Origin of the sequence: Enterobacter sp. HG048 (assembly GCF_024702055.1) — a bacterium.
In the GTDB taxonomy this organism is placed as follows: Bacteria; Pseudomonadota; Gammaproteobacteria; order Enterobacterales; family Enterobacteriaceae; genus Enterobacter; species Enterobacter dykesii.
Map to the genome: position 1 here is coordinate 103,657 of NZ_JANLIZ010000012.1, position 23,612 is coordinate 127,268.

Sequence of the window (23,612 nt, forward strand, 5' to 3'; positions counted from 1 at the left end):
ATCTGATTAAGATCTCTGCCGAGTAACATTTATGAAATGTGTCAGGCCTCTCCTTTATTACTTTATTCAGTGAGGGGCGACACGTAATATAAATCTATAACATACAAGGCAAATAATATGAAAAACACAAAGCAATATAATATTGATGATGACGTATACGCTTCAATCGATTTAGCTAAAGCGTTACCGAGCTCGGGATTTCCTGACAATGAACACAACGCCCGCCATGTATTTAATGCTATACGCGATGAACTCATGCTCGACGGCAATTCCAGACAAAATCTGGCGACGTTCTGTCAAACGTGGGTCGATGATGAAATCCGCGAATTAATGGATCTCTCCATTGAAAAAAACATGATTGATAAAGATGAATATCCCCAGACTGCCGAAATTGAAGCGCGCTGCGTCAGAATGCTTGCCGATCTCTGGCATGCACCCTCCCCGGAAACCACTTTAGGTTGTTCGACGATTGGCTCATCGGAAGCAGCAATGCTGGGCGGGCTGGCGCTGAAATGGAGATGGAGAAAAAAGCGCGAAACGCAGGGACTGGCGACGGATAAACCGAATCTGGTGTGCGGCCCAGTGCAAATCTGCTGGCATAAGTTTGCCCGCTATTTTGACGTAGAGCTAAGGGAAATTCCCCTGGAAGGCGATCGCCTGATCATGACGCCGGAAGAGGCGCTCAAGCGTGTGGATGAAAATACCATTGGAGTGATGCCAACCCTGGGCGTTACGTTTACCTGCCAGTATGAACCGGTAAAAGCCGTCAGTGATGCGCTGGATAAGTTGCAAAACGAGACAGGGCTTGATATTCCCATGCATATCGATGGAGCAAGCGGTGGATTTCTGGCACCTTTCTGCGCGCCGGCGCTAGAGTGGGATTTTCGCTTACCACGCGTTAAATCGATTAACGCCTCCGGCCATAAGTTTGGCCTCGCACCACTTGGGGCTGGGTGGATAATCTGGCGCGAAGCGGCTGACCTGCCTGAAGAACTCATCTTTTATGTGAACTATCTGGGCGGCAACATGCCCACTTTTGCCCTTAACTTTTCCCGTCCCGGCGGCCAGATTGTGGCGCAGTACTATAATTTCTTGCGTCTTGGCCGTGAAGGCTACACCAAAGTGCACCGGGCCTGTTACGACACGGCTCAGTTCCTGGCCGAAGAGATTGGTAAATTAGGTCCGTTTGAAATCCTGTTTGATGGTGACAGCAATAAAGGTATTCCTGCTCTGGCCTGGAGCCTCAAAAAGGGCGCGAATATTGGTGGTTATACCCTCTACGATCTGGCCGACAAGCTTCTTTCTCGCGGCTGGCAGGTTCCGGCGTACTCGATGCCGGCACAACGCGAAGATCTGGTTATTCAGCGTATTCTTGTACGACACGGGGTAAGCTATGACCTTGCCTGTCTGTTGCTCAATGATATCAAGCGTGCTCTTGACTATTTCAACCAGCATCCCGTTACCCACCCTCTGACCGAAGCGGAAGCAAGCGGTTTCAACCACGCCTGATTTTATCGACGGGGCGACGCGCTCCGTCATTGGTATCGATCTATTCACTGAAAAGAACATTCTTTCTTCAGGAGACTCTTATGGCGAACTCACAGCGCAGCGCCGCGGCAAAAAAATTAACACTCTTAGGCTTCTTTTCCATAACTGCCTCAATGGTGATGGCCGTTTATGAATATCCAACTTTTGCCACTTCCGGCTTTTCCCTTATTTTTTTCCTGCTGTTAGGTGGGCTGCTCTGGTTTATTCCTGTTGGTTTATGTGCGGCTGAAATGGCCACAGTAGAAGGCTGGCAGGAAGGAGGGATATTTATCTGGGTATCCAGGACACTGGGAGAGAAATGGGGGTTCGCTGCCATCTCATTTGGTTATTTGCAAATCGCGATTGGCTTTATTCCCATGCTTTATTTTGTGCTCGGTGCACTATCCTATATTTTAAAATGGCCTGCATTGAATCACGACCCGATACTTAAAACGGTTGCTGGCTTAATTATTTTATGGGGGCTGGCATTTACCCAGTTTGGCGGAACAAAATATACGGCGCGTATTGCAAAAGTGGGCTTCTTCGCCGGCATCCTATTACCTGCTGCGATCCTGGTCATTCTGTCCATCTGCTATCTACATATGGGCGGCACGCTGGCCATTAAAATGGATTCAAAGACATTCTTCCCTGATTTCACGCAGGTGGGTACACTGGTGGTCTCTGTGGCTTTCATCCTAAGTTATATGGGAGTCGAGGCGTCAGCTACCCACGTTAATGAGATGAAAAACCCTGGGCGTGATTATCCTCTGGCGATGCTGTTACTTATGGCGACGGCCATCGCCCTTAGCTCCCTGGGCGGCCTGTCGATAGCATCCGTTATCCCTGTAGATCAGATAAACCTGTCGGCAGGTGTGATGCAGACTTTCACAATACTGATTAACCATCTGGGTACGGGCCTCGGCTGGGCGGTACGCATTATTGCCTCGCTGCTGTTGCTCGGGGTGCTTGCCGAGATCTCTGCATGGATTGTCGGACCGTCACGCGGCATGATGGTAACCGCGCAGAGAGGTATTCTTTCATCGCGCTTTGCGAAGATGAACAAAAACGGAGTTCCAGTGGCGCTGGTTATTTCCCAACTCGTAATCACCTCCGTTGCCCTTACCGTGCTCACTAATACCGGGGGCGGCAGCAATATGTCGTTTCTGATCGCACTGGCGCTGACCGTAGTGATTTACCTCTGTAGCTACTTTATGCTTTTCATCGGGTATATTCAGCTGGTACGTAAACAGCCAGAAAAGAGACGCACTTTCAATATCCCAGGGGGTAAACACGTGAAGATAGCAGTGGCCATTGTCGGCCTGATCACTTCCATGTTGGCCTTTGTAGTCTCTTTCTTCCCGCCCACAGGGCTACCCGGGGGGAAGGCGAATGAAATTTACTCTGTATTGCTGGTAGTTTGCTTTCTGGTTGTATTGTCTATTCCCTTTATCATTTACGCCCTGCATGATAAACGGCAAAAAGCTACGCAAATTATGCTGGAACCGATCACTCAGGACTCCGCGCCAAACGGGCATTTCTTCATACATCCTCGGGGTAATGAAACCCACCACATTATCATTAATGGGAAACGTATGAATTAATTGTTATAGAAATACGCGGCGATTTCGAGCGCGCTATAAACCGCAGTACACGGGCTTTAGTAGATTTCAGTAGATTTGGGAAGAGTTTGAAATGGTGCCGATAATAGGAGTCGAACCTACGACCTTCGCATTACGAATGCGCTGCTCTACCAACTGAGCTATATCGGCCCTGAGAGGCCGGTTACGAGCGTAACCACGGGGCAAAAGGTTAGATCTATCCGGGTGATGCGTCAATGCCCTTTTGAATCAAACGGCTATTTTTGCATCACCCGTGATTATTTACGCACGAATCGTATCGTCACCGAAGCCGATCCACTTGTACGTGGTCAGCGCCTCCAGCCCCATCGGGCCGCGCGCGTGCAGTTTCTGCGTGCTGACCGCCACCTCTGCGCCGAGGCCGAACTGGCCGCCGTCGGTGAAGCGGGTGGAGGCATTCACATACACCGCAGAGGAATCCACTTCGTTCACGAAGCGATCCGCATTGCGCAGGGTGCGCGTCAGAATCGCGTCAGAATGCTGCGTGCCGTGTTCACGGATGTGCGCAATAGCGTCGTCGAGATCGGTAACGATTTTCACGTTCAGATCCAGTGACAGGAACTCGTCGTCGTACTGCTCCGCTTTTACGGGAACAACGTTAGCCGGGCCTTCCTGAAGCAGTGCGAGCGCACTGGCGTCAGCATGCAGCGTCACGCCGCTTTCTGCCATCTGTTTGCTCAGAGCCGGCAGGAAGGTGTTCGCAATACCCTGATGAACCAGCAGCGTTTCCACGGTGTTACAGGTGCTTGGACGCTGGGTTTTCGCATTCACGATAATCTTCAGCGCCGGTTCAATCTCAGCGCTGTCGTCGACAACGATATGGCACACGCCGATACCGCCGGTGATCACCGGAATCGTCGACTGCTCGCGGCACAGCTTGTGCAGGCCCGCGCCACCGCGTGGGATCAGCATGTCGATGTATTTGTCCATGCGCAGCATTTCGTTAACCAGCGCGCGGTCTGGGCTCTCGATCGCCTGCACGGCGCCTGCCGGTAATCCACACTCTTCCAGCGCCTGCTGAATGACTTTCACCGTCGCGGCGTTGGTGCGCCATGTCTCTTTCCCACCGCGCAGGATGGCGGCGTTACCGGTTTTCAGGCACAGGGAGGCGACATCCACCGTCACGTTTGGACGGGCTTCATAAATCACACCGATAACGCCGAGCGGCACGCGGCGGCGCTCCAGGCGTAAACCGCTGTCGAGCAGCCCGCCGTCGATCACCTGCCCTACCGGGTCGGCCAGATTGCAGACCTGACGCACATCGTCGGCGATGCCTTTCAGGCGTGCCGGCGTCAGCGCCAGGCGGTCGAGCATCGCTTCGCTCAAACCGTTACGACGCGCTTCCAGCAGATCCTGCTCGTTGGCGAGCAAAATCTCCTGTGACTGTGATTCCAGATAATCAGCGATTTTTTCCAGCACGCGGTTTTTCTCGCGGCTGGAAAGGAGCGCCAGTTTATAAGAGGCGGCCTTCGCGGCGGCGCCCATTTGTTCCAGCATGTTCTGGCTCCTTAACGAATAATCATGTCATCGCGATGCACGGCAACCGGACCATATTCATAGCCCAGAATGGCGTCGATCTGCTGCGAGTGGTGACCCGCGATGCGGCGCAGGGCATCGCTGTTATAACGGCTTACGCCGTGGGCGATGTCGCGGCCTTCGAGGTTACGGATACGGATCACTTCACCACGGGAGAAGTTGCCTGTCACGCTTTTAATTCCTTTAGGAAGTAATGAACTTCCTCGTTCCAGAATCGCGGCGGTTGCCCCTGCATCGACGACGAGTTCGCCAGCAGGAGGCGCGCCAAATATCCAGCGCTTGCGGTTTTCGAGCGGGGATTCCTGGGCGTGGAAGCGGGTGCCGACGGAGATGCCTTCCATCACGTCGCCAATCACGCCGGGGCGGCTGCCCGCTGCAATGATGGTGTCGATACCGGCGCGGCACGCTACGTCAGCGGCCTGCAGCTTGGTCCCCATACCGCCCGTTCCGAGGCCTGAAACGCTGTCACCGGCGATGGCGCGCAGCGCATCGTCGATACCGTGAACGTCGCTAATCAGCTCGGCTTCCGGGTTGGAGCGCGGATCGGCGGTGAACAGCCCCTGCTGATCGGTCAGAAGCAGTAATTTATCGGCACCCGCCAGAATCGCGGCCAGCGCAGAGAGGTTATCGTTATCACCCACTTTGATTTCAGCGGTGGCAACGGCATCGTTCTCGTTAATGACCGGAACAATATTGTTGTCCAGCAGCGCGCGAAGGGTATCGCGAGCGTTCAGGAAGCGCTCTCTGTCTTCCATATCCGCACGCGTCAGCAGCATCTGCCCGACGTGAATGCCATAGATGGAGAACAGCTGTTCCCAGAGTTGAATGAGTCGGCTTTGGCCCACGGCGGCCAGCAGCTGCTTGGAAGCGATCGTCGCGGGGAGTTCGGGGTAACCCAGGTGTTCACGCCCGGCGGCAATCGCCCCGGAGGTCACAATCACAATACGATGCCCTGCGGCATGTAGCTGAGCGCACTGACGTACAAGCTCAACAATGTGGGCGCGATTTAGGCGGCGCGATCCGCCTGTTAAAACACTGGTACCGAGTTTTACCACCAGCGTCTGGCTGTCACTCATGATTCTCTGCCGTTCAACGATAAGGGAAAGTAATGTCGAACGAACGTTTTAACAGGAGTCAGCCCCGTTGCCAACTGCCTTAGCACATCGCGAAACACTTTGTTGCGCGGGATCAGGAAGCGTAGCGGGAAATTTTGACGCTTTTATTACCGAAATAATAAATCACAGTTTTTTAAAATTATTCTTAGTTTGTCATAAAAGTTTCATTCCAGAACGATAAAACCCTTCCTGTTTTTTCACGGGACTTAAGCATGAGCTTATCGTCCAGCGAATTTTTTTAGCGCGTTTATAAGACAGGATCGAAAATGAAAAAGAGCACTCTGGCATTAATGGTTATGGGCGTAGTGGCTTCTGCATCCGTTCACGCAGCTGAAGTTTATAATAAAGATGGTAATAAACTGGACGTGTACGGCAAAGTAAAAGCCATGCACTACATCAGTGATGATGCCACCAAAGATGGCGATCAGACCTACGTTCGTTTCGGTTTTAAAGGCGAAACTCAGATTAACGATCAGCTGACGGGCTATGGCCGTTGGGAATCTGAATTTGCAGGTAACAAAGCCGAGAGCGACTCTACTCAGAAAACGCGTCTGGCGTTTGCGGGTCTGAAGCTGAAAAACTTTGGTTCACTGGATTACGGCCGTAACCTGGGTGCCCTGTATGACGTCGAAGCATGGACCGATATGTTCCCTGAGTTCGGCGGCGACTCTTCCGCGCAGACCGATAACTTCATGACCAAGCGTGCTACCGGCCTGGCCACCTACCGCAATACCGACTTCTTCGGCGCGGTTGACGGTCTGGACATGACGCTGCAGTACCAGGGCAAAAACGAAAACCGTGACGCTAAAAAACAGAACGGTGACGGTTTTGGTACCTCTCTGACCTATGACTTCGGCGGCAGCGATTTCGCCGTCAGCGGCGCCTACACCAACTCTGACCGCACCAATGCTCAGAACCTGCTGGCGCGTGGCCAGGGGCAGAAAGCCGAAGCCTGGGCAACCGGTCTGAAATATGATGCAAACGATATTTATCTGGCTGCGATGTATTCTGAAACCCGCAATATGACGCCAATTTCCGGTGGGTTTGCTAATAAAGCACAGAACTTTGAAGTGGTCGCACAATATCAGTTCGACTTCGGTCTGCGCCCGTCCCTGGGCTATGTCCAGTCTAAAGGTAAAGATATCGAAGGTATTGGCGACGAAGATCTGGTGAAATATATTGACGTTGGCGCGACCTATTACTTCAACAAAAATATGTCCGCGTTTGTTGATTATAAAATCAACCAGATTGACGACAAAAATAAACTGGGCGTGAGCAGCGATGACATCGTTGCACTGGGTATGACCTACCAGTTCTGATGATGTGAAATAAAAAAACCGGCTTGATGCCGGTTTTTTTATTGTCGGGGATTCATGCTGTCTGGTGCCCTCTCCCACAGGGAGAGGGGGAAGACTATCAGGCAGTCAGCTTCACCGCTTCGCTGGAAAAGTCATCCGCGGGTTCGAACTTGAGATCCAGGGTAGCCAGCAGTGCGCGTGCCTTATCGTGAAACTCTTTTAGCGTATATTCCAGGCGGTCAATCACTTCCTGATCTTTAATCGTGGTGGCCTGCCAGTTGCCGTCTTTATTAAACAGGCCAAACTGGTAGCTATACGTAAAGCGTTTTTCCTCTGCTTCCATTTCCATCCACCAGCCCCAGAATTCACGTTTTTCGGGTGCAGGCTTCACGTTGACGCATACAGCCAGGCAGTCGAAAAAAAAGCGATTCTCTTCACACTGCTCTTCTCGAATATACGGGCCGAGAGCCATAAACTTCTTAATCAGTCTACTTTTCGGGTGTCCACTCGGTAACGTCATTGCGATCTCCTTTTGTGAAGCCACTGTTTTACCAAACCAGCAAAATTTAGCAATCTATTAACACAATCTCTGAGCGATCCAGCGCGTAATCTCTTTCAGTGCTTTATCGAAATTCTGATAGACCGGGCTGAACGGCACTTCAAGCAGTTTGCCATCCGCAGATGACGACGTGATTAAGCGCGACTCTTCTTCCGGACTGAACGGATCGTTTTTCCAGAACCCCGACAGCATCGGCGTTGGGCATCGACGTCCCAGCAGCCCTTGCGTTTTTAACGAGTAGCGATTGAGCTCAACCCGCAGCGCTTCGTCTGATGCATCATGCATGCCAAGGCGGCTGGCCAGCACATCAAGGTACATTTCAGGTACGCTCCCCTGACGCGCGGGATCGCTCAGCAGAGCGTGTACGACCGGGCCGAGGCAGGCGACGGCTTTCAGACGAGAAGATTCAAGATAAGCCAGACGCACCGCGACGTTCGCGCCAAAACGGAAGCCGAAAGCCGCCACGCGGGTGTGGTCAACCCACGGAATGTTTTCCAGCGCTTTGAGCGCATGCTGGTGCAGCAGGCTGGAATCCTGAGTCAGTTTCCATTTAGATGAAAAACCAATTGAAGGCATATCAAGCGTCAGCATCGCGATCCCTTTTGGTGCGAAGTAACGCTCATACAGGCTGTAATAATCAATTTGCAGCGAATCCAGCCCGCCGCACATCAGCACGGTCGGGAACGGACCGTCGCCTTCAGGCATATGCAGGAACCCGGTGACGGGTGCGCCACCAGGAATGCTGAACTCAAGCTCGCGCATTTGGCCCGGCAAACGCTGCGCCGCTTCTTCATAAGCACGGTTCGCCAGAGCCTGAGCCTGCTCCGCCAGTTCATCCCCTTTTAAATGCGGGTAGGCAGCAATCCCGTAAAGGTTAGCGGCGTGCAGCCAGTGCTTGCCGCTGAGCGTAGCATCCTCTTCCTGGCTGGCTTTTTGCTGCCAGACCATCGCCTGTTTCGACCACTCGTAGATCCAGTTGCCACCGCGGTAGCCCACCACCGTGTCGTAGAGTTCGCTGTCGGTACGCTCGGCTTCACTCATCACGATACGCGCCTGCACGTCGAGGATTTCACGAGGGTCAATGCCGCGCCAGATCCACATCAGACGGTTAATCATGCGATACCAGTGAGGCACGTTTTTACCGTCTAACGCGGACTGGACGGCAGGCTGGGTACCCGGATTAAAGCGACGCACCAGCGTCGACGTTTCAGGGTGTTTGAAACGGGGTTTGAAGAGAGTCTCGGTGAGATTCGCCTGCGTCATTGCGTTGCCTCCATGAATACGTCATATGAAGACTATTGTAACGCGTGGCAGGCCAAAAAGAACAACGCCCGACATAGTCGGGCGTGTAAAGTTACGTACTGGTATTAACGGCCTGAAATAGGCGGTACGAAGACCACGCCCATATCCCATGGCTGTTCAATCCAGGTGTCCTGCGGGATATCAATCACGTAATCGTCAACCAGCGGGCGGCCAGCAGGCTTCGCGAAGATAGTGACGAAATGGGCTTTCGGATACATTTCGCGGATAGCGACCGCTGTACCGCCGGTGTCCACCAGATCGTCGATAACGATGAAACCTTCACCGTCGCCTTCAGCACGTTTCAGCACGGTCAGCTCGCGCTGGTTGTCATGGTCATAGCTGGAGATGCAAACGGTATCGACATGACGAATACCCAGCTCACGTGCCAGCAGCGCCCCCGGTACCAGACCGCCACGGCTGACGGCAATAATGCCTTTCCACTGTTCGGAAGGCATCAGACGCGCAGCCAGTTTGCGTGCGTGAATCTGCAACATGTCCCAGGTGACGACGTATTTTTCGCTCATGTGAAGTGTCCCAGCCTGTTTTTATACGGCTTAAAAAGTGTTCGAGGGGGAAATAGGTTGCGCGAGATTATAGAGATCTGACGCACTAAAAACCAGTGTTTAGCGCCCTCTGCCTGAGTTTTTACATGCTTTATGCTACCAGCCAGCAGAGAAAGTGGTATTCTCAGTTTCATCTCGCAAGCCTGACTTGTGGTAACTATTAACCTGCTAACCCTGTGACCTGCAACCCTGTTTGCAGCGCCTCGACAAGGAGACTTATCGTGTCTGAACTGTCTCAATTATCTCCGCAGCCGCTGTGGGATATTTTTGCGAAAATCTGCTCCATTCCACACCCTTCCTACCATGAAGAACAGCTTGCCGAACATATTATGGGCTGGGCGAAGGAAAAAGGTCTGCATGCTGAACGTGACCAGGTTGGCAACATTCTGATCCGCAAACCGGCTACCGCAGGTATGGAAAACCGCAAACCGGTTGTGCTGCAGGCGCACCTGGACATGGTGCCACAGAAGAACAACGACACCGTTCACGACTTCACCAAAGACCCGATTCAACCGTACATCGACGGCGACTGGGTGAAAGCGCGCGGCACCACGCTGGGCGCGGATAACGGCATCGGTATGGCCTCTGCGCTGGCCGTGCTGGCCGACGACAGCGTTGAGCACGGTCCGCTGGAAGTGCTGCTGACCATGACCGAAGAAGCAGGCATGGACGGCGCGTTTGGTCTGCAGGCGAACTGGCTGCAGGCGGACATCCTGATCAACACCGACTCTGAAGAAGAAGGTGAGATCTACATGGGCTGCGCGGGCGGAATTGATTTCATCTCTACCCTGCCGCTGTCGCGCGAAGCGATTCCTGCCGGTTTCCAGACCTTCAAGCTGACGCTGAAAGGGCTGAAAGGCGGCCACTCCGGCGGTGATATTCATCTGGGCCTGGGTAACGCCAACAAGCTGCTGGCGCGCTTCCTGGCAGGCCATGCGGCCGAGCTGGATCTGCGTCTGGTCGACTTCAACGGCGGTACCCTGCGCAATGCGATCCCACGCGAAGCGTTCGCCACCGTAGCGGTTCCCGCGGCAAAAGCGGACGAGCTGAAAAAACTCTCCACCGTATACCTGGATATCCTGAAAAACGAACTGTCGGCGAAAGAGAAAAACCTGACCGTAGTGCTGGAATCCGTGACCACGGATAAAACCGCCCTGACCGCGCAGTCTCGTGACACCTTCGTTCAGCTGCTGAACGCGACGCCAAACGGCGTGATCCGCAACTCTGACGTGGCGAAAGGCGTGGTGGAAACCTCACTGAACGTGGGCGTGGTGAGCATGAGCGACGACAGTGCGGAAATCATCTGCCTGATCCGCTCGCTGATCGACAGCGGTAAAGAGTACGTGGTGAGCATGCTGGAATCTCTGGGCACGCTGGCGGGCGCCAAAACGTCTGCCAAAGGCAGCTACCCGGGATGGCAGCCGGATGCGAGTTCTCCGGTGATGGCGCTGGTGCGTGAAACCTATCAGCGTCTGTTCAACAGCACCCCGAACATTCAGGTGATCCACGCCGGTCTGGAATGTGGTCTGTTCAAGAAGCCGTATCCAGACATGGATATGGTGTCCATCGGGCCAACCATTACCGGCCCGCACTCCCCGGATGAGCAGGTTCATATCGAAAGCGTCGGTCACTACTGGACGCTGCTGACTGAACTGCTGAAAGCGATTCCTGCGAAGTAACGCCCTCATCCAGCCGTCTCCCACAGGGAAAGGGTAAAACGAAGGCCCGGTAAGCGTAGCGCCACCGGGCTTTTTTACAATCCCAGAAGCAGCTGGCGCTCTAGCTGCGGATCCAGCAGCGTGACGTGCAACCCCACCAGCCTCACCCCTCGCCCGCCCCGGCGTTCTTCCCATGCCTTTTTCGCCGTCGCGATAAGATCGTCTTTATTCAGACGCGGCCAGACGTGTTCCTGCGTGGTCTGCTGGAAGTCGTTGAATTTGAGCTTGATGCCCTGACGGGCGATGAGCAGGTCCGGCTTCACCTTGCTTAAGCGTCGCTCCAGTTCCGGGTAGAGCTGTTCCGTGATAATAGATTCGCACTCGGACCAGTCATGAATATCTTCAATAAGTGTGCGCTCAACGCCGACGGATTTCCGCAGCCGCTCGCTGTTCACATCGCGATCGTCAATCCCTTGGCTGCGCTCCCACAGCACGCGGCCAAACTTCCCGAACCGCTTAAGCAGCATCGCGAGATCGCTTCGCTGCACGTCTTCGCAGGTGCGTAACCCCATGCTTTCCAGCTTTGCGGCGGAGACTTTCCCAACCCCAGGGATTTTGCCAAGCGGCAGCGTTTTTAAAAATGTGGGCACCTCTTCCGGCGTAATGACGTACTGACCGTTGGGCTTATTTAAATCGGAGGCGATTTTGGCAAGGAATTTAACGGGCGCCACACCCGCCGATGCCGTCAGATTCAGCTCGTTGAAAATCGTCTGACGGATCTCCTTAGCCATCAGCGTCGCGGAGCCGTGGCAGTGCACGCTGTCGGTCACATCCAGATAGGCTTCGTCCAGCGACAGCGGCTCTATCAGAGAGGTATAGCGGGAGAAGATTTCCCGAATATGGAGGGAAGCCTCTTTATAGGCTTCAAACCTGCCGGGCAGAAGTGTGAGATGAGGGCAAAGCTTTAAGGCCATCGCCGTTGGCATCGCGCTGCGCACGCCAAATTTGCGCGCAGGATAGTTGGCGGTGCTGATGACACCACGCTGAACGCGGCTGCCGCCAATGGCGATGGGAATATCCCGCAGCGCCGGGTTGTCACGCATCTCCACTGCGGCAAAAAAGCAGTCCATATCGACATGGATTATTTTGCGCATAGTAAGCCCTCACTCATCACTGGATAAGTATACAGTAAACAAATGAGGATTGAGAAGCAGATGTAAGAATGCCGGGTGGCGGCTTTGCCTTACCCGGCCAACAAAAACTTAAATAATGCGCTTCTGCTCGCGGGCCATTCTTTTTTTCCGCGCATCGCACGGCTCCGGACAGTCGCAGACCTTTTCCATCCCAATAGAGGAAATACCGCCGCAGCTGCCCTGAATGCTTTTCCGCTTAACGATCCAGCCTAACGACATGCCGAAGATGACAAGCACAAACACCACAAAGGTTGCCAGAAACGTCAGCATCATCAGCCTCCAAAGTCATCGAGCAAGATGTTCTCATCTTCGACGCCGAGATCTTTCAGCATCTTAATCACGGCGGCGTTCATCATCGGCGGACCACACATATAGAACTCGCAGTCCTCAGGCGCCGGGTGCTGCTTGAGGTAGTTTTCATACAGCACGTTGTGGATGAACCCCGTATAACCCGTCCAGTTATCTTCCGACTGCGGATCGGAAAGCGCCACATGGAAGGTGAAGTTCGGGTTTTCACGCGCCAGCTGTTCGAACTCATCTTCATAGAACATCTCGCGCAGCGAGCGCGCCCCGTACCAGAAGCTGATCTTACGCTGGCTACCCAGCCGCTTGAGCTGGTCAAAGATGTGCGAGCGCATCGGGGCCATACCGGCACCGCCGCCGATAAACACCATTTCCGCGTCGGTATCTTTCGCGAAGAACTCCCCGAACGGGCCGGAGATGGTCACCTTATCCCCAGGCTTCAGGGACCAGATGTATGACGACATGACGCCCGGCGGTGCATCCGGCACATTCGGTGGCGGCGTGGCGATACGCACGTTGAGCATGATGATGCCCTTCTCTTCCGGGTAGTTGGCCATCGAGTAGGCGCGCAGCGTCGGCTCTTTCACCTCAGATACAAAGCGGAAGAGATTGAATTTGTCCCAGTCGGCGCGGTACTCATCCGGCACGTCAAAGTCCGCATAGGCCACAGCGTGCTCCGGGCACTCAATCTGAATGTATCCTCCGGCGCGGAACGGGACATGCTCGCCTTCCGGCACCCGCAGCTTCAGCTCTTTTATAAAGGTGGCTTTGTTATCATTAGAGATAACCTCGCACTCCCATTTTTTGACGCCGAAGATCTCTTCCGGCAGCTCAATCTTCATGTTCTGACGCACCGCGACCTGGCAGGCCAGACGACAGCCCTCTTTTGCCTCACGCTTTGTGATATGCGCCAGCTCGGTTGGCAGAATATCGCCACCGCCCTCTTTTACCGTCACGCGGCACTGCCCGCAGGAGCCGCCGCCGCCGCAGGCTGAGGAGACAAAAATGCCGTTACCGGAGAGCGTGTTGAGCAGCTTGTCTCCGGCCGGCGTGCGGATCTGATTCTGCGGCTCGTCGTTAATATCAATCACCACGTCGCCGGAATTCACCAGCTTCGCGCGCGCCGCCAGAATAAGCCCTGACAGCACCAGTACAATCAGCGTGAACATCACCACGCCAAGGATAATTTCCATCTGTTAGCCCTTATAGCTGCACACCGGAGAAGGACATAAAGCCCAGCGCCATCAGCCCGGTGGTGATAAAGGTGATCCCCAAGCCCCGCAGACCCGCAGGCACGTTGGCATATTTCATTTTCTCGCGGATCCCCGCCATGGTGACAATCGCCAGCATCCAGCCGATGCCGGAACCAAAACCGTACACCACGGATTCGCTGAAGTTGTAATCACGCTGGACCATAAACGAGACGCCGCCAAAGATGGCGCAGTTCACCGCGATCAGCGGCAGGAAGATCCCCAGCGCGTTGTACAGCGACGGGAAATACTTATCGAGGATCATCTCGAGGATTTGCACCAGCGCCGCGATCACCCCGATAAAGGTGATGAAGTTTAGGAAGCTGAGATCAACCCCTTCCACCAGCGCGCCGTCCCGCAGCACAAAGTTGTACACCAGATTGTTGATCGGTACAGATAAGCCGAGCACCACGGTGACCGCGATACCGAGACCAAATGCCGTCGACACTTTTTTGGAGACCGCAAGGAACGTACACATGCCGAGGAAAAACGCGAGCGCCATGTTTTCAACAAACACCGCCCGCACAAACAAACTCAGGTAATGAGCCATCGTCGGTTACTCCTTTTCCTGCTGCTCTGGCTTCAGCGTACGAATCAGCCAGATCAACAAACCGATAATGAAAAATGCGCTAGGGGCCAGCAGGAACAGGCCGTTTGGCAGATACCAGCCGCCGTTCTGCACCGTGTCCAGCACCGTGATGCCAAACAGCTTGCCGCTGCCAATCAGCTCACGCAGGAATCCCACGGTCAGCAGGATCACGCCGTAGCCCAGGCCGTTGCCGATGCCGTCCATAAAGCTCGCCAGCGGTGGCATTTTCATGGCGTAGGCTTCCGCACGCCCCATGACGATACAGTTGGTGATAATCAGCCCGACAAACACCGAGAGCTGTTTGGAGGTTTCATAGGCAAAGGCGCGTAGCAGCTGATCGACCACGATCACCAGCGAGGCGATGATCGCCATCTGTACGATGATCCTCACGCTGTTGGGGATATGGTGGCGGATCATCGAGATAAACATGCTGGAGAACGCCGTGACCAGCGTGACCGCCAGCGTCATCACTACCGCCGTTTCCAGCTTGGTCGTCACCGCCAGAGCAGAACAGACACCCAGCACCTGGAGCGTGATCGGGTTATTGGCTAACAGTGGGCCAATGAGCACCTTTTTAACTTCTTTCAGTTCACCGGTATCAGCCATTGTTCAGCGCTCCTTCACGTACGTTTTTCAGGAAAGGACCAAAGCCCAGCTCGCCCATCCAGAAATCAAAACTGTGCTGCACGCCTTTTGAGGTGAGCGTGGCGCCGGAAAGCCCGTCGACGGCGTAGTCGTCACCGGGACGTGCCGCCCCTTTCATCACCTTCAGCGCAGGCAGGCCGTTATCGTCGAGCACTTTCTTGCCGACAAACTGTGCCCGCCAGTTAGGGTTTTCAACTTCGCCACCCAGCCCCGGCGTTTCGCCCTGGTCGTAATACGTAATGCCTTTTACCGTGCGGCCATCGGTATCAAGGGCCACAAAGGCATACATCATTGACCACAGGCCGTTGCCGTAAACAGGCAGTACCACTTCCTGAATACGTTTTTGGGGGTCGCGAACCAGATAGATTTCGGCAAGGTTGCTGCGACGCTTAATCCCGGCGGGATCTTGCGCTGCCTCCAGCGTCAGGCTCATCTGTGGATCTTTCAGCGCCAGCGCCTGGTTGAATGTTGCCGGGTCTTTATCCAGCAGTTCACCTGTTTTTAAATCCACCAGACGCGCCGAAATACGTTCGGCAAAGACGGCCGAAACGTCGTCTGCGCTCATTCCTTCCTGCATCAGCCCGGCGACGGCCAGGATGTTGCGCTGTTTATCCAGCGCACGTTGCTCCTGCTGCAGGGGTTTTAACCCCACGGCAGAGCCGGCCACAACAATAGAACAGACCAGACAGAGCACCAGCACCACCAGCAGCGTTTTGCTGATGCTGTCGTTATTTTTAACCTCAGCCACGCGCCTTCCTCCGCTTAATGTTGGCCCGCACCACCAGGTAATCGAAGAGTGGCGCAAACAGGTTGGCAAACAGAATGGCCAACATCATCCCTTCCGGATACGCCGGGTTGACCACGCGGATCAGGACACACATCGCGCCAATGAGCACGCCATAGCTCCATTTACCTTTGTCTGTAAACGAGGCAGAGACGGGGTCCGTCGCCATGAACATCATGCCGAACGCGAAGCCACCCAGCACCAGATGCCAGTACCACGGCATGGAGAACATCGGATTGGTGGTCGAACCGATAACGTTGAACAGGGTGGCGGTCAGCACCATGCCGATCATCACGCCCGCAACGATCCGCCAGGAGGCCACGCGACCGAAAAGAATGATCGCCCCGCCAAGCAAAATCATCAGCGTAGAGACTTCCCCGATGGAGCCCGGAATGTTGCCAATAAAGGCATCAAACCAGGTGACAGGCTGACCTGTAGCGTTGTTGACCAGCGTTTCGCCGCCGTGTGCCGCCCACTGTGAAAGCGGCGTTGCGCCGGAAAAACCGTCTGCCGCCGTCCAGACCAGGTCGCCCGAGATTTGCGCCGGATAAGCAAAGAACAGGAACGCACGCCCCGCCAGCGCAGGATTAAGGAAGTTACGCCCGGTCCCACCGAAGATCTCTTTGGCAATCACCACGCCGAAGCTGATGCCCAGCGCCGCCTGCCAGAGCGGCAGTGTGGGTGGAACAATCAGAGCAAAAAGAATCGAGGTCACGAAGAAGCCTTCGTTGATCTCATGTTTACGGATGATGGCAAACAGCACTTCCCAGAAGCCGCCCACGATAAATACCGTGATGTAAATCGGCAGGAAGAAGACCGCGCCCAGCGTCATCATGCTCAGCCAGCCCGCGTCTGCGGCGAAGCTCACCCCTAACGACTGGGCCAGACGGTAGTGCCAGTCGGACTGGATCACCTGCGCCAGCTGCTGTGCATCGTACATGTGGTGCAGCGCCGGAATGGTCTGCAGGCCGACGTTGTACATGCCCCAGAACATGGCCGGGAAAACCGCAAACCACACAAGGATCATCATGCGTTTCAGATCGATAGCGTCGCGAACGTGCGCCGCCCCTTTCGTCACCAGACCTGGCGTATAAAAAATGGTTGTCGTCGCTTCATACAGCGGGTAGTACTTTTTGAGCTTCCCTTCGGTAAAGTGCGGCTCAATTTTTTCAAAGAGGTGTTTTAAGCCCATCGGTTATCCTTCCTGCTCAATGCGGGTTAACACCTCGCGCAATACCGGTCCATATTCATATTTGCCCGGACAGACATAGGTACAGAGCGCCAGATCTTCTTCGTCCAGCTCCAGACAGCCCAGCGCCTGCGCGCCGTCGGTATCGCCGGCAAGGAGATCGCGCAACAGCACGGTAGGCAGAATATCCAGCGGCATGACGCGCTCGTAGTTGCCAATCGGGACCATGGCACGCTCGCCGCCGTGCGTGCTGGTTGAGAAGCTAAACAGCTTGTTACGCAGGAAGTGGCCCAACGTGGTGCGGGTGACGGAGTATTTTTCTGCGCCTGGCAGAACCCAGCCAAACAGCTCTTTCTCACGCCCTTCCTGCACAATGCTGACCTGCAAATGGAAGCGTCCCAGGTACGCGTTCGCATTGACAGCATGGCGGCCGCTGAGGACCGATCCGGAAATCAGGCGGTTTTCGCCCTCTTTCGTTTCCCCCACCAGCAGTTCGTTGATGTCAGCGCCCAGCAGCGTCTTCACCAGGCGCGGGTTTGCGGCCTGAGGTCCGCCGATGGCGATTATCCGTTCAGCGCAGAGTTCGCCCGTAGTAAAGAGCTTACCGATGGCGATGACGTCCTGATAGTTAAGATGCCAAACCTGTTTCGTCAGGCTTACTGGCTCAAGGAAATGGATGTGTGTCCCGACCAGCCCCGCCGGATGCGGGCCAGCAAACTCATTAAACGTGACCTGCCCCTGCGGATGGCCGCCGAGCTTGCCGCCGCCGGCCTGGCAGACGTGCACTTTTCCGGACGTGAGGCGGGTTAAAACGGTCAGACCAGCGTCAAAGGCTTTTCGCTGCGCCAGGATAACCGGTTCCGGGTCCACGCTGAGCGGGTTGGTGTCGATTGCCGTGACGAAAATCGCGGCCGGTTCCGTGCCCGGAACAGGGGATTTGCTGAAGGGGCGTGTACGAAGCGCGGTCCATAAACCGGACGCCAGGAGCTGATCCTGAACGGCATCACGGTTCAGCGACGCGAGTTCTGCGGTGTCGTAATGGGCAAATTCACGCTTTTCATAGCCCTCAATGCGGATAACCACCGACTGCAGAACGCGACGCTCGCCGCGGTTGATGGCCACAACGGTGCCGCTCGCGGGGGCCGTGAACATCACGCCGGGATTTTTTTTGTCCTCAAAGAGCGGCTGTCCTTTGATAACGCGATCGCCCTCCTGTACCAGCATTGAAGGACGCATACCCAGGTAGTCTTCGCCCAAAATGGCGACATGACGGACGCTTGCGCCTGTCGAAACGTGCTGCGCTGGCACGCCTGCAATCGGCAGATCAAGTCCCTTTTTAATTTTAAACATGTGGTTAGCAGGTTTCCATGAACAACAATCCAGTGGGCGCAAAGTGTAACATTTTCCCCTTCCCGCGGGCAGGGAATCCGCCGTCGCGCGCGCCAAATTGCGACCTAATGCGCAAAGTTCCTGGAGCCATCGCAATTTTGATGGTTTATAAAGTAAAACTAATTTGTAAACTCACCGCCCGGCTCTTGCGAAAATCTATAGCGGTGCTAATGTGAGCGCTCCTAACAGAATAATCTGATTTCGGGTCTCTTTTGCCGTCCTGGCAAGTTGGTCATGGTTTTATCAAGGAACTAGTAGTATGCGTAAAATCGCATTGTTCATTGCGATGCTTCTGATGCCGTGCATGTCGTTTGCCGGGCTGCTCAGCAGTAATAGCTCAACGACGCCGATCAGCAAAGAATATAAACAGCAGTTAATGGGATCGCCGGTTTATATTCAGATCTTCAAGGAAGAGCGCACTCTCGATCTGTTTGTCAAAATGGGCGAGACATATCAGCTGCTTGATAGTTACAAAATTTGTAACTATTCCGGCGGACTGGGGCCAAAACAGCGTCAGGGCGATTTCAAAAGTCCGGAAGGGTTCTATAACGTTCAGCGCAGCCAGCTCAAGCCTGACAGCCGCTTCTATAAAGCCATTAACATCGGCTTCCCGAATGCCTATGACCGTGCACACGGTTATGAAGGTAAATATCTGATGATCCACGGTGCCTGCGTGTCTATCGGCTGTTATGCGATGACCGACTCTGGCATTGATGAGATTTTCCAGTTCGTGACGGGCGCGCTGGTCTTTGGGCAGCCTAACGTACAGGTCAGCATCTATCCGTTCCGCATGACGGACGCCAACATGGCGCGTCACAAGTACTCATACTACGCGGATTTCTGGAAACAGCTGAAGCCGGGTTACGACTACTTTGAGCAGACCCACAAGCCACCTGTGGTCTCTATCGTCGATGGCCGCTACGTGGTCAGCAAACCGCTGAGCCACGAAGTCGTCCATCCGCAGCTGGCGTCAAATTACACGGTCCCCGAGACAAAATAGCACCCACTCGCCTGGCATAATCTTTTGCCAGGTTTCGTTGCCCGTCAGCGGCTGCGTTGCGATAACAGTGACCACATCGTTCGGTGTGGTCTCCTTCTGAAAGTCTATCTCCACATCCTGATCGAGCAGCGTCGCAACGCCAAACGGCGCACGGCGGGTGATCCAGAACAAATTCGTCGAGCAGAACGCCATCACATAGCGGCCGTCAGAGAGCAGCATGTTGAACACGCCTTTTTCACGCAGTTCAGATGCCAGCGTCGCGATATATTTGAACACGGCAGTCATGTTGCCGGGCGTGCGGGGATAGCGCTCCGTCAGCTTGTGCAGCAGCCAGCAGAAGGCTTTTTCGCTGTCCGTTTCGCCTACCGGGCGGAAATTGCCCGTCTCCAGCGACTTATAGCCCGTAAGCTGCCCGTTGTGCGCGTAGGTCCAGTTACGGCCCCACAGCTCGCGGGTAAACGGATGGGTATTTTCCAGCGCCACTTCGCCACGGTTAGCCTGACGGATGTGGGCGATCACCGAGCGGGACTTGATGGGATAGTCCTGCACCAGTTTGGCAATCGGTGAGTTAAAGCTGGGCTGTGGATCTTTGAACGTGCGACACCCTTTGCCTTCGTAGAAGGTGATGCCCCAGCCGTCTTTATGCGGCCCGGTTCCTCCACCGCGCTGAACCAGCCCGGTGAAGCTAAAGCAGATATCGGTTGGCACATTGGCGCTCATCCCGAGCAGTTCGCACATACAACACCTCCACAACAGCGGGGGCAAGAGTGCCCCCAGCGAAGTCTTACTTAACCATCTCTTTTTCGATCAGTTGAATCAGGATGTGGATCACTTTGATGTGAATTTCCTGAATACGGTCAGCATAACCGAAGTGCGGAACGCGAATTTCGACATCCGCCGTACCGTCCATCTTACCGCCATCTTTACCGGTTAGGGTGATGACTTTCATCCCTTTTTCACGCGCGGCGGCGATCGCTTTGATCACGTTGCCGGAGTTACCGGAGGTAGAAATCCCCAGCAGCACGTCGCCTTCACGGCCTACCGCTTCAACGTAGCGGGAGAAGATGTGGTCGTAACCGAAGTCGTTGCCTACGCAGGAGATGTGGCTCACGTCTGAAATCGCAATCGCCGGGTAGCCCGGGCGGTTTTCGCGATAGCGTCCGGTCAGCTCTTCTGCGAAGTGCATAGCGTCACAGTGGGAACCGCCGTTTCCGCAGGAAAGCACTTTGCCGCCGGCTTTGAAGCTGTCGGCCAGCAGGACCGCTGCGCGCTGAATAGCGTGAATATTGGCATCATCTTTCAAAAAGTTCGCCAGCGTTTCCGCCGCTTCGTTCAGTTCGTTACGAATAAGATCCTGGTACATGAGGATAATCCTTCAGTATTGATGAAATAACACAGTGGAGTGTACCGGATAGCGGGAAAAGCGAGAAGCTAAAGCCTTGCGAAACGTCCGGCGTTTTGATTTTTTGTGCCGGCTAAAACGCGAACAATGTGAACCAGGTTGTAATTATTTTGTAAACACATTGCTAAAGGAATTCACATCAACTACAACCATATCATCAAAAGTGGTCAGACCTCCTACAAGCAAGGGAGCTTTTCTTTATGATGATTTTGAGCATTCTCGCAACCGTTGTACTGCTCGGTGTGTTGTTCTATCACCGCGTAAGTTTATTCCTGAGCAGCCTGATTCTTCTGGCCTGGACGGCTGCGCTTGGCGTCGCAGGCCTCTGGAATATCTGGCTTTTAGTCCCTCTCGCCATCATTCTTCTGCCATTTAACCTGGCCCCGATGCGTAAATCCATGATCTCCGCGCCGGTGTTCAAGGGCTTCCGCAAAGTGATGCCGCCAATGTCGCGCACTGAGAAAGAAGCGATTGACGCGGGCACCACCTGGTGGGAAGGCGATCTGTTCCAGGGCAATCCTGACTGGAAAAAGCTGCACAACTATCCGCAGCCGCGTCTGACCGCTGAAGAACAGGCCTTTATTGATGGCCCGGTGGAAGAAGCGTGCCGCATGGCGAACGATTTTGCCATTACCCATGAAATGGCCGACCTGCCGCCTGAGCTGTGGGCGTATCTGAAAGAACATCGCTTCTTCGCGATGATCATCAAGAAAGAGTACGGCGGTCTGGAGTTCTCCGCTTACGCTCAGGCTCGCGTCCTGCAAAAGCTGGCGGGCGTTTCCGGGATCCTGGCGATTACCGTTGGCGTGCCTAACTCCTTAGGCCCGGGCGAACTGCTGCAGCACTACGGTACCGAAGAGCAGAAAGATCACTACCTGCCGCGTCTGGCACGCGGTCAGGAAATCCCTTGCTTCGCGCTGACCAGCCCGGAAGCGGGCTCCGATGCGGGCGCGATCCCGGATACCGGCGTGGTCTGCATGGGCGAGTGGCAGGGCGAGCAGGTGCTGGGCATGCGCCTGACCTGGAACAAGCGTTATATCACCCTGGCACCAATCGCCACCGTGCTGGGTCTGGCCTTTAAGCTCTCAGACCCGGAAAAACTGCTGGGCGGTGAAGAAGATCTGGGCATTACCTGTGCGCTGATCCCAACCTCTACCCCGGGCGTTGAAATTGGTCGTCGTCACTTCCCGCTGAACGTGCCGTTCCAGAACGGTCCAACCCGCGGCCAGGATATCTTCGTGCCGATTGACTACATCATCGGCGGTCCGAAAATGGCCGGTCAGGGCTGGCGTATGCTGGTGGAATGTCTGTCTGTGGGCCGCGGCATTACCCTGCCGTCGAATTCAACCGGCGGTCTGAAGTCGGTCGCGATGGGGATTGGTGCGTACGCGCACATCCGCCGTCAGTTCAAAATCTCCATCGGCAAGATGGAAGGTATCGAAGAGCCGCTGGCGCGTATCGCGGGCAATGCCTACGTGATGGATGCCGCGGCTTCTCTGATTACCTACGGCATTATGCTCGGCGAAAAACCGGCCGTGCTGTCCGCGATTGTGAAGTACCACTGTACCCACCGCGCCCAGCAGTCGATCATTGACGCGATGGATATCGCAGGCGGTAAAGGCATTATGCTCGGCGAAGGCAACTTCCTGGCGCGCGGCTATCAGGGCGCACCGATTGCCATCACCGTGGAAGGGGCAAACATCCTAACCCGCAGCATGATGATCTTCGGTCAGGGCGCAATCCGCTGCCATCCGTACGTGCTGGAAGAGATGGCTGCCGCGCAGAACAACGACGTGGATGCCTTCGATAAGCTGCTGTTCAAACATATCGGTCACGTGGGCAGCAACAAGATGCGCAGCTTCTGGCTGGGCCTGACGCGCGGTCTTACCAGCGCGACGCCGACGGGCGATGCGACCAAACGTTATTACCAGCATCTGAACCGTCTGAGCGCCAACCTGGCTCTGCTGTCTGACGTCTCCATGGCGGTGCTGGGCGGCAGCCTGAAGCGTCGCGAGCGTATCTCAGCCCGTCTGGGGGATGTGCTGAGCCAGATCTTCCTGGCCTCTGCGGTCCTGAAGCGCTACGACGATGAAGGCCGTCAGGAAGCGGATCTGCCGCTGGTACACTGGGGCGTTCAGGATGCGATGTATCAGGCTGAACAGGCGATTGACGACCTGCTGGCTAACTTCCCGAACCGCTTTGTGGCGGGCGCCCTGCGCGTGGTGATCTTCCCGACCGGTCGTCACCATCTGGCGCCGTCCGACAAGCTGGACCACAAGGTGGCGAAGATCCTGCAGGTACCGAGCGCAACCCGCTCCCGTATCGGTCGTGGTCAGTATCTGACGCCGACGCCGCATAACCCGGTGGGTCTGCTGGAAGAGGCGCTGCTGGACGTGATGGCTGCCGATCCGATTCACCAGAAAATCTGTAAACAGCTGGGCAAAAACCTGCCGTTTACCCGTCTGGACGAACTGGCAAAACAGGCGCTTGCCGGTGGCATTATCAATAAAGATGAAGCCGCTCTGCTGGTGAAAGCCGAAGAGAGCCGTCTGCGCAGTATTAACGTGGATGATTTCGAACCGGACGAGCTGGCGACGCAGCCGGTAAAGCTGCCGGAGAAGCATCGCAAACCTGAAGCGGCGTAACGCGTTTCGCTTATACAAACCCCGCCTC

At 55.0% G+C, this 23,612-nt stretch carries 21 protein-coding genes and 1 tRNA gene; 6 read left to right on the plus strand and 16 right to left on the minus strand.

Features of this window, described 5'->3' with window-relative positions:
* The first annotated feature begins 117 nt into the window (after positions 1-117).
* Together NUX24_RS14965 and gadC are read left to right on the plus strand one after the other, a co-directional pair.
* Positions 118-1,509, plus strand: coding sequence for a glutamate decarboxylase (locus NUX24_RS14965; protein WP_257832530.1), 1,392 nt, complete (start codon positions 118-120; stop codon positions 1,507-1,509).
* A gap of 80 nt (positions 1,510-1,589) precedes the next feature.
* The gene (gene gadC, locus NUX24_RS14970) at positions 1,590-3,128 is read left to right on the plus strand and encodes a glutamate:gamma-aminobutyrate antiporter (protein ID WP_257832532.1); all 1,539 of its coding nucleotides are present in this window, start codon (positions 1,590-1,592) and stop codon (positions 3,126-3,128) included.
* 92 nt (positions 3,129-3,220) lie between these two features.
* On the opposite strand, the gene NUX24_RS14975 is transcribed toward gadC, so the two are convergent.
* The 3 genes from NUX24_RS14975 to proB all read right to left on the minus strand — a co-directional run bounded on the left by NUX24_RS14975 (position 3,221) and on the right by proB (position 5,776).
* A tRNA-Thr gene (locus tag NUX24_RS14975) sits at positions 3,221-3,296 on the minus strand.
* Between the two features lie 111 nt (positions 3,297-3,407).
* Positions 3,408-4,661 (minus strand): glutamate-5-semialdehyde dehydrogenase, encoded by a 1,254-nt coding sequence (gene proA, locus NUX24_RS14980; protein ID WP_047653277.1) that lies wholly within the window; start codon positions 4,659-4,661, stop codon positions 3,408-3,410.
* Positions 4,662-4,672: 11 nt separating this feature from the next.
* A complete protein-coding gene (gene proB / locus NUX24_RS14985; protein ID WP_047653276.1) occupies positions 4,673-5,776 on the minus strand; it encodes a glutamate 5-kinase in 1,104 nt (367 codons plus the stop codon).
* Between the two features lie 305 nt (positions 5,777-6,081).
* Between proB and phoE the strand changes: the two genes are divergently transcribed.
* A complete protein-coding gene (gene phoE / locus NUX24_RS14990; RefSeq protein WP_047653275.1) occupies positions 6,082-7,134 on the plus strand; it encodes a phosphoporin PhoE in 1,053 nt (350 codons plus the stop codon).
* A gap of 97 nt (positions 7,135-7,231) precedes the next feature.
* Here the strand turns inward: phoE and crl are convergent, their stop codons facing one another.
* The 3 genes from crl to gpt form a co-directional block, all read right to left on the minus strand.
* Positions 7,232-7,633: a sigma factor-binding protein Crl gene (crl, locus tag NUX24_RS14995; RefSeq protein WP_023310506.1), complete on the minus strand. Its 402-nt coding sequence runs from the start codon at positions 7,631-7,633 to the stop codon at positions 7,232-7,234.
* Positions 7,634-7,690: 57 nt separating this feature from the next.
* On the minus strand, positions 7,691-8,935 hold the full coding sequence (frsA, locus tag NUX24_RS15000) for an esterase FrsA (RefSeq protein WP_047653274.1): 1,245 nt from the start codon (positions 8,933-8,935) through the stop codon (positions 7,691-7,693).
* Between the two features lie 104 nt (positions 8,936-9,039).
* On the minus strand, positions 9,040-9,498 hold the full coding sequence (gpt, locus tag NUX24_RS15005) for a xanthine phosphoribosyltransferase (protein ID WP_010427903.1): 459 nt from the start codon (positions 9,496-9,498) through the stop codon (positions 9,040-9,042).
* A gap of 260 nt (positions 9,499-9,758) precedes the next feature.
* Here gpt and pepD point away from each other — a divergent pair, with 260 nt between their 5' ends.
* Positions 9,759-11,216 carry a cytosol nonspecific dipeptidase gene (gene pepD, locus NUX24_RS15010; protein ID WP_047653273.1) on the plus strand — a complete coding sequence of 486 codons (1,458 nt, stop codon included), beginning with the start codon at positions 9,759-9,761 and terminating at the stop codon, positions 11,214-11,216.
* Positions 11,217-11,290: 74 nt separating this feature from the next.
* Here pepD and dinB read toward each other — a convergent pair whose 3' ends face one another.
* The 8 genes from dinB to NUX24_RS15050 all read right to left on the minus strand — a co-directional run bounded on the left by dinB (position 11,291) and on the right by NUX24_RS15050 (position 18,498).
* Positions 11,291-12,349: a DNA polymerase IV gene (gene dinB, locus NUX24_RS15015; protein ID WP_047653272.1), complete on the minus strand. Its 1,059-nt coding sequence runs from the start codon at positions 12,347-12,349 to the stop codon at positions 11,291-11,293.
* A 108-nt stretch (positions 12,350-12,457) separates the two neighbouring features.
* The gene (gene nqrM, locus NUX24_RS15020; RefSeq protein ID WP_126329145.1) at positions 12,458-12,661 is read right to left on the minus strand and encodes a (Na+)-NQR maturation NqrM; all 204 of its coding nucleotides are present in this window, start codon (positions 12,659-12,661) and stop codon (positions 12,458-12,460) included.
* The gene (gene nqrF, locus NUX24_RS15025; protein WP_257832540.1) at positions 12,661-13,884 is read right to left on the minus strand and encodes an NADH:ubiquinone reductase (Na(+)-transporting) subunit F; all 1,224 of its coding nucleotides are present in this window, start codon (positions 13,882-13,884) and stop codon (positions 12,661-12,663) included. Before nqrF ends, nqrM begins: the two co-directional genes overlap by 1 nt.
* A gap of 10 nt (positions 13,885-13,894) precedes the next feature.
* A complete protein-coding gene (gene nqrE / locus NUX24_RS15030) occupies positions 13,895-14,491 on the minus strand; it encodes an NADH:ubiquinone reductase (Na(+)-transporting) subunit E (RefSeq protein WP_008500255.1) in 597 nt (198 codons plus the stop codon).
* 6 nt (positions 14,492-14,497) lie between these two features.
* Complete coding sequence (locus tag NUX24_RS15035; protein ID WP_014882676.1) at positions 14,498-15,136, minus strand: NADH:ubiquinone reductase (Na(+)-transporting) subunit D; 639 nt, start codon at positions 15,134-15,136, stop codon at positions 14,498-14,500.
* Positions 15,129-15,923, minus strand: a complete 795-nt coding sequence (locus NUX24_RS15040) for a Na(+)-translocating NADH-quinone reductase subunit C (protein WP_126329147.1) — start codon at positions 15,921-15,923, stop codon at positions 15,129-15,131. Before NUX24_RS15040 ends, NUX24_RS15035 begins: the two co-directional genes overlap by 8 nt.
* Positions 15,916-17,151, minus strand: a complete 1,236-nt coding sequence (locus NUX24_RS15045) for an NADH:ubiquinone reductase (Na(+)-transporting) subunit B (protein ID WP_047653269.1) — start codon at positions 17,149-17,151, stop codon at positions 15,916-15,918. Before NUX24_RS15045 ends, NUX24_RS15040 begins: the two co-directional genes overlap by 8 nt.
* A 3-nt stretch (positions 17,152-17,154) precedes the next feature.
* Positions 17,155-18,498: a Na(+)-translocating NADH-quinone reductase subunit A gene (locus NUX24_RS15050; RefSeq protein ID WP_257832544.1), complete on the minus strand. Its 1,344-nt coding sequence runs from the start codon at positions 18,496-18,498 to the stop codon at positions 17,155-17,157.
* A 298-nt stretch (positions 18,499-18,796) separates the two neighbouring features.
* On the opposite strand from NUX24_RS15050, the gene dpaA reads away from it, so the two are divergent.
* Complete coding sequence (gene dpaA, locus NUX24_RS15055; RefSeq protein WP_023334609.1) at positions 18,797-19,537, plus strand: peptidoglycan meso-diaminopimelic acid protein amidase; 741 nt, start codon at positions 18,797-18,799, stop codon at positions 19,535-19,537.
* Here the strand turns inward: dpaA and NUX24_RS15060 are convergent.
* A complete protein-coding gene (locus NUX24_RS15060) occupies positions 19,508-20,275 on the minus strand; it encodes a class II glutamine amidotransferase (RefSeq protein WP_023310496.1) in 768 nt (255 codons plus the stop codon). The two genes, dpaA and NUX24_RS15060, sit on opposite strands and share 30 nt — an antisense overlap.
* A gap of 46 nt (positions 20,276-20,321) precedes the next feature.
* Positions 20,322-20,900 carry a D-sedoheptulose 7-phosphate isomerase gene (gene lpcA, locus NUX24_RS15065; protein WP_010427884.1) on the minus strand — a complete coding sequence of 193 codons (579 nt, stop codon included), beginning with the start codon at positions 20,898-20,900 and terminating at the stop codon, positions 20,322-20,324.
* A 239-nt stretch (positions 20,901-21,139) separates the two neighbouring features.
* Here lpcA and fadE point away from each other — a divergent pair, with 239 nt between their 5' ends.
* Complete coding sequence (gene fadE, locus NUX24_RS15070; RefSeq protein WP_257832547.1) at positions 21,140-23,584, plus strand: acyl-CoA dehydrogenase FadE; 2,445 nt, start codon at positions 21,140-21,142, stop codon at positions 23,582-23,584.
* Positions 23,585-23,612 lie beyond the last annotated feature (28 nt).

Bases quoted from the DNA above. Each gene is read 5' to 3' on its own strand.
- phoE (WP_047653275.1), top strand. From the start codon at position 6,082: ATGAAAAAGAGCACTCTGGCATTAATGGTTATGGGCGTAGTGGCTTCT.
- NUX24_RS15045 (WP_047653269.1), bottom strand. From the start codon at position 17,151: ATGGGCTTAAAACACCTCTTTGAAAAAATTGAGCCGCACTTTACCGAA.
- fadE (WP_257832547.1), top strand. From the start codon at position 21,140: ATGATGATTTTGAGCATTCTCGCAACCGTTGTACTGCTCGGTGTGTTG.
- lpcA (WP_010427884.1), bottom strand. From the start codon at position 20,900: ATGTACCAGGATCTTATTCGTAACGAACTGAACGAAGCGGCGGAAACG.
- gadC (WP_257832532.1), top strand. From the start codon at position 1,590: ATGGCGAACTCACAGCGCAGCGCCGCGGCAAAAAAATTAACACTCTTA.
- NUX24_RS15050 (WP_257832544.1), bottom strand. From the start codon at position 18,498: ATGTTTAAAATTAAAAAGGGACTTGATCTGCCGATTGCAGGCGTGCCA.
- nqrF (WP_257832540.1), bottom strand. From the start codon at position 13,884: ATGGAAATTATCCTTGGCGTGGTGATGTTCACGCTGATTGTACTGGTG.
- crl (WP_023310506.1), bottom strand. From the start codon at position 7,633: ATGACGTTACCGAGTGGACACCCGAAAAGTAGACTGATTAAGAAGTTT.
- proA (WP_047653277.1), bottom strand. From the start codon at position 4,661: ATGCTGGAACAAATGGGCGCCGCCGCGAAGGCCGCCTCTTATAAACTG.
- nqrM (WP_126329145.1), bottom strand. From the start codon at position 12,661: ATGATGCTGACGTTTCTGGCAACCTTTGTGGTGTTTGTGCTTGTCATC.
- NUX24_RS15035 (WP_014882676.1), bottom strand. From the start codon at position 15,136: ATGGCTGATACCGGTGAACTGAAAGAAGTTAAAAAGGTGCTCATTGGC.
- gpt (WP_010427903.1), bottom strand. From the start codon at position 9,498: ATGAGCGAAAAATACGTCGTCACCTGGGACATGTTGCAGATTCACGCA.
- NUX24_RS14965 (WP_257832530.1), top strand. From the start codon at position 118: ATGAAAAACACAAAGCAATATAATATTGATGATGACGTATACGCTTCA.
- frsA (WP_047653274.1), bottom strand. From the start codon at position 8,935: ATGACGCAGGCGAATCTCACCGAGACTCTCTTCAAACCCCGTTTCAAA.
- nqrE (WP_008500255.1), bottom strand. From the start codon at position 14,491: ATGGCTCATTACCTGAGTTTGTTTGTGCGGGCGGTGTTTGTTGAAAAC.
- NUX24_RS15060 (WP_023310496.1), bottom strand. From the start codon at position 20,275: ATGTGCGAACTGCTCGGGATGAGCGCCAATGTGCCAACCGATATCTGC.
- proB (WP_047653276.1), bottom strand. From the start codon at position 5,776: ATGAGTGACAGCCAGACGCTGGTGGTAAAACTCGGTACCAGTGTTTTA.
- dinB (WP_047653272.1), bottom strand. From the start codon at position 12,349: ATGCGCAAAATAATCCATGTCGATATGGACTGCTTTTTTGCCGCAGTG.
- dpaA (WP_023334609.1), top strand. From the start codon at position 18,797: ATGCGTAAAATCGCATTGTTCATTGCGATGCTTCTGATGCCGTGCATG.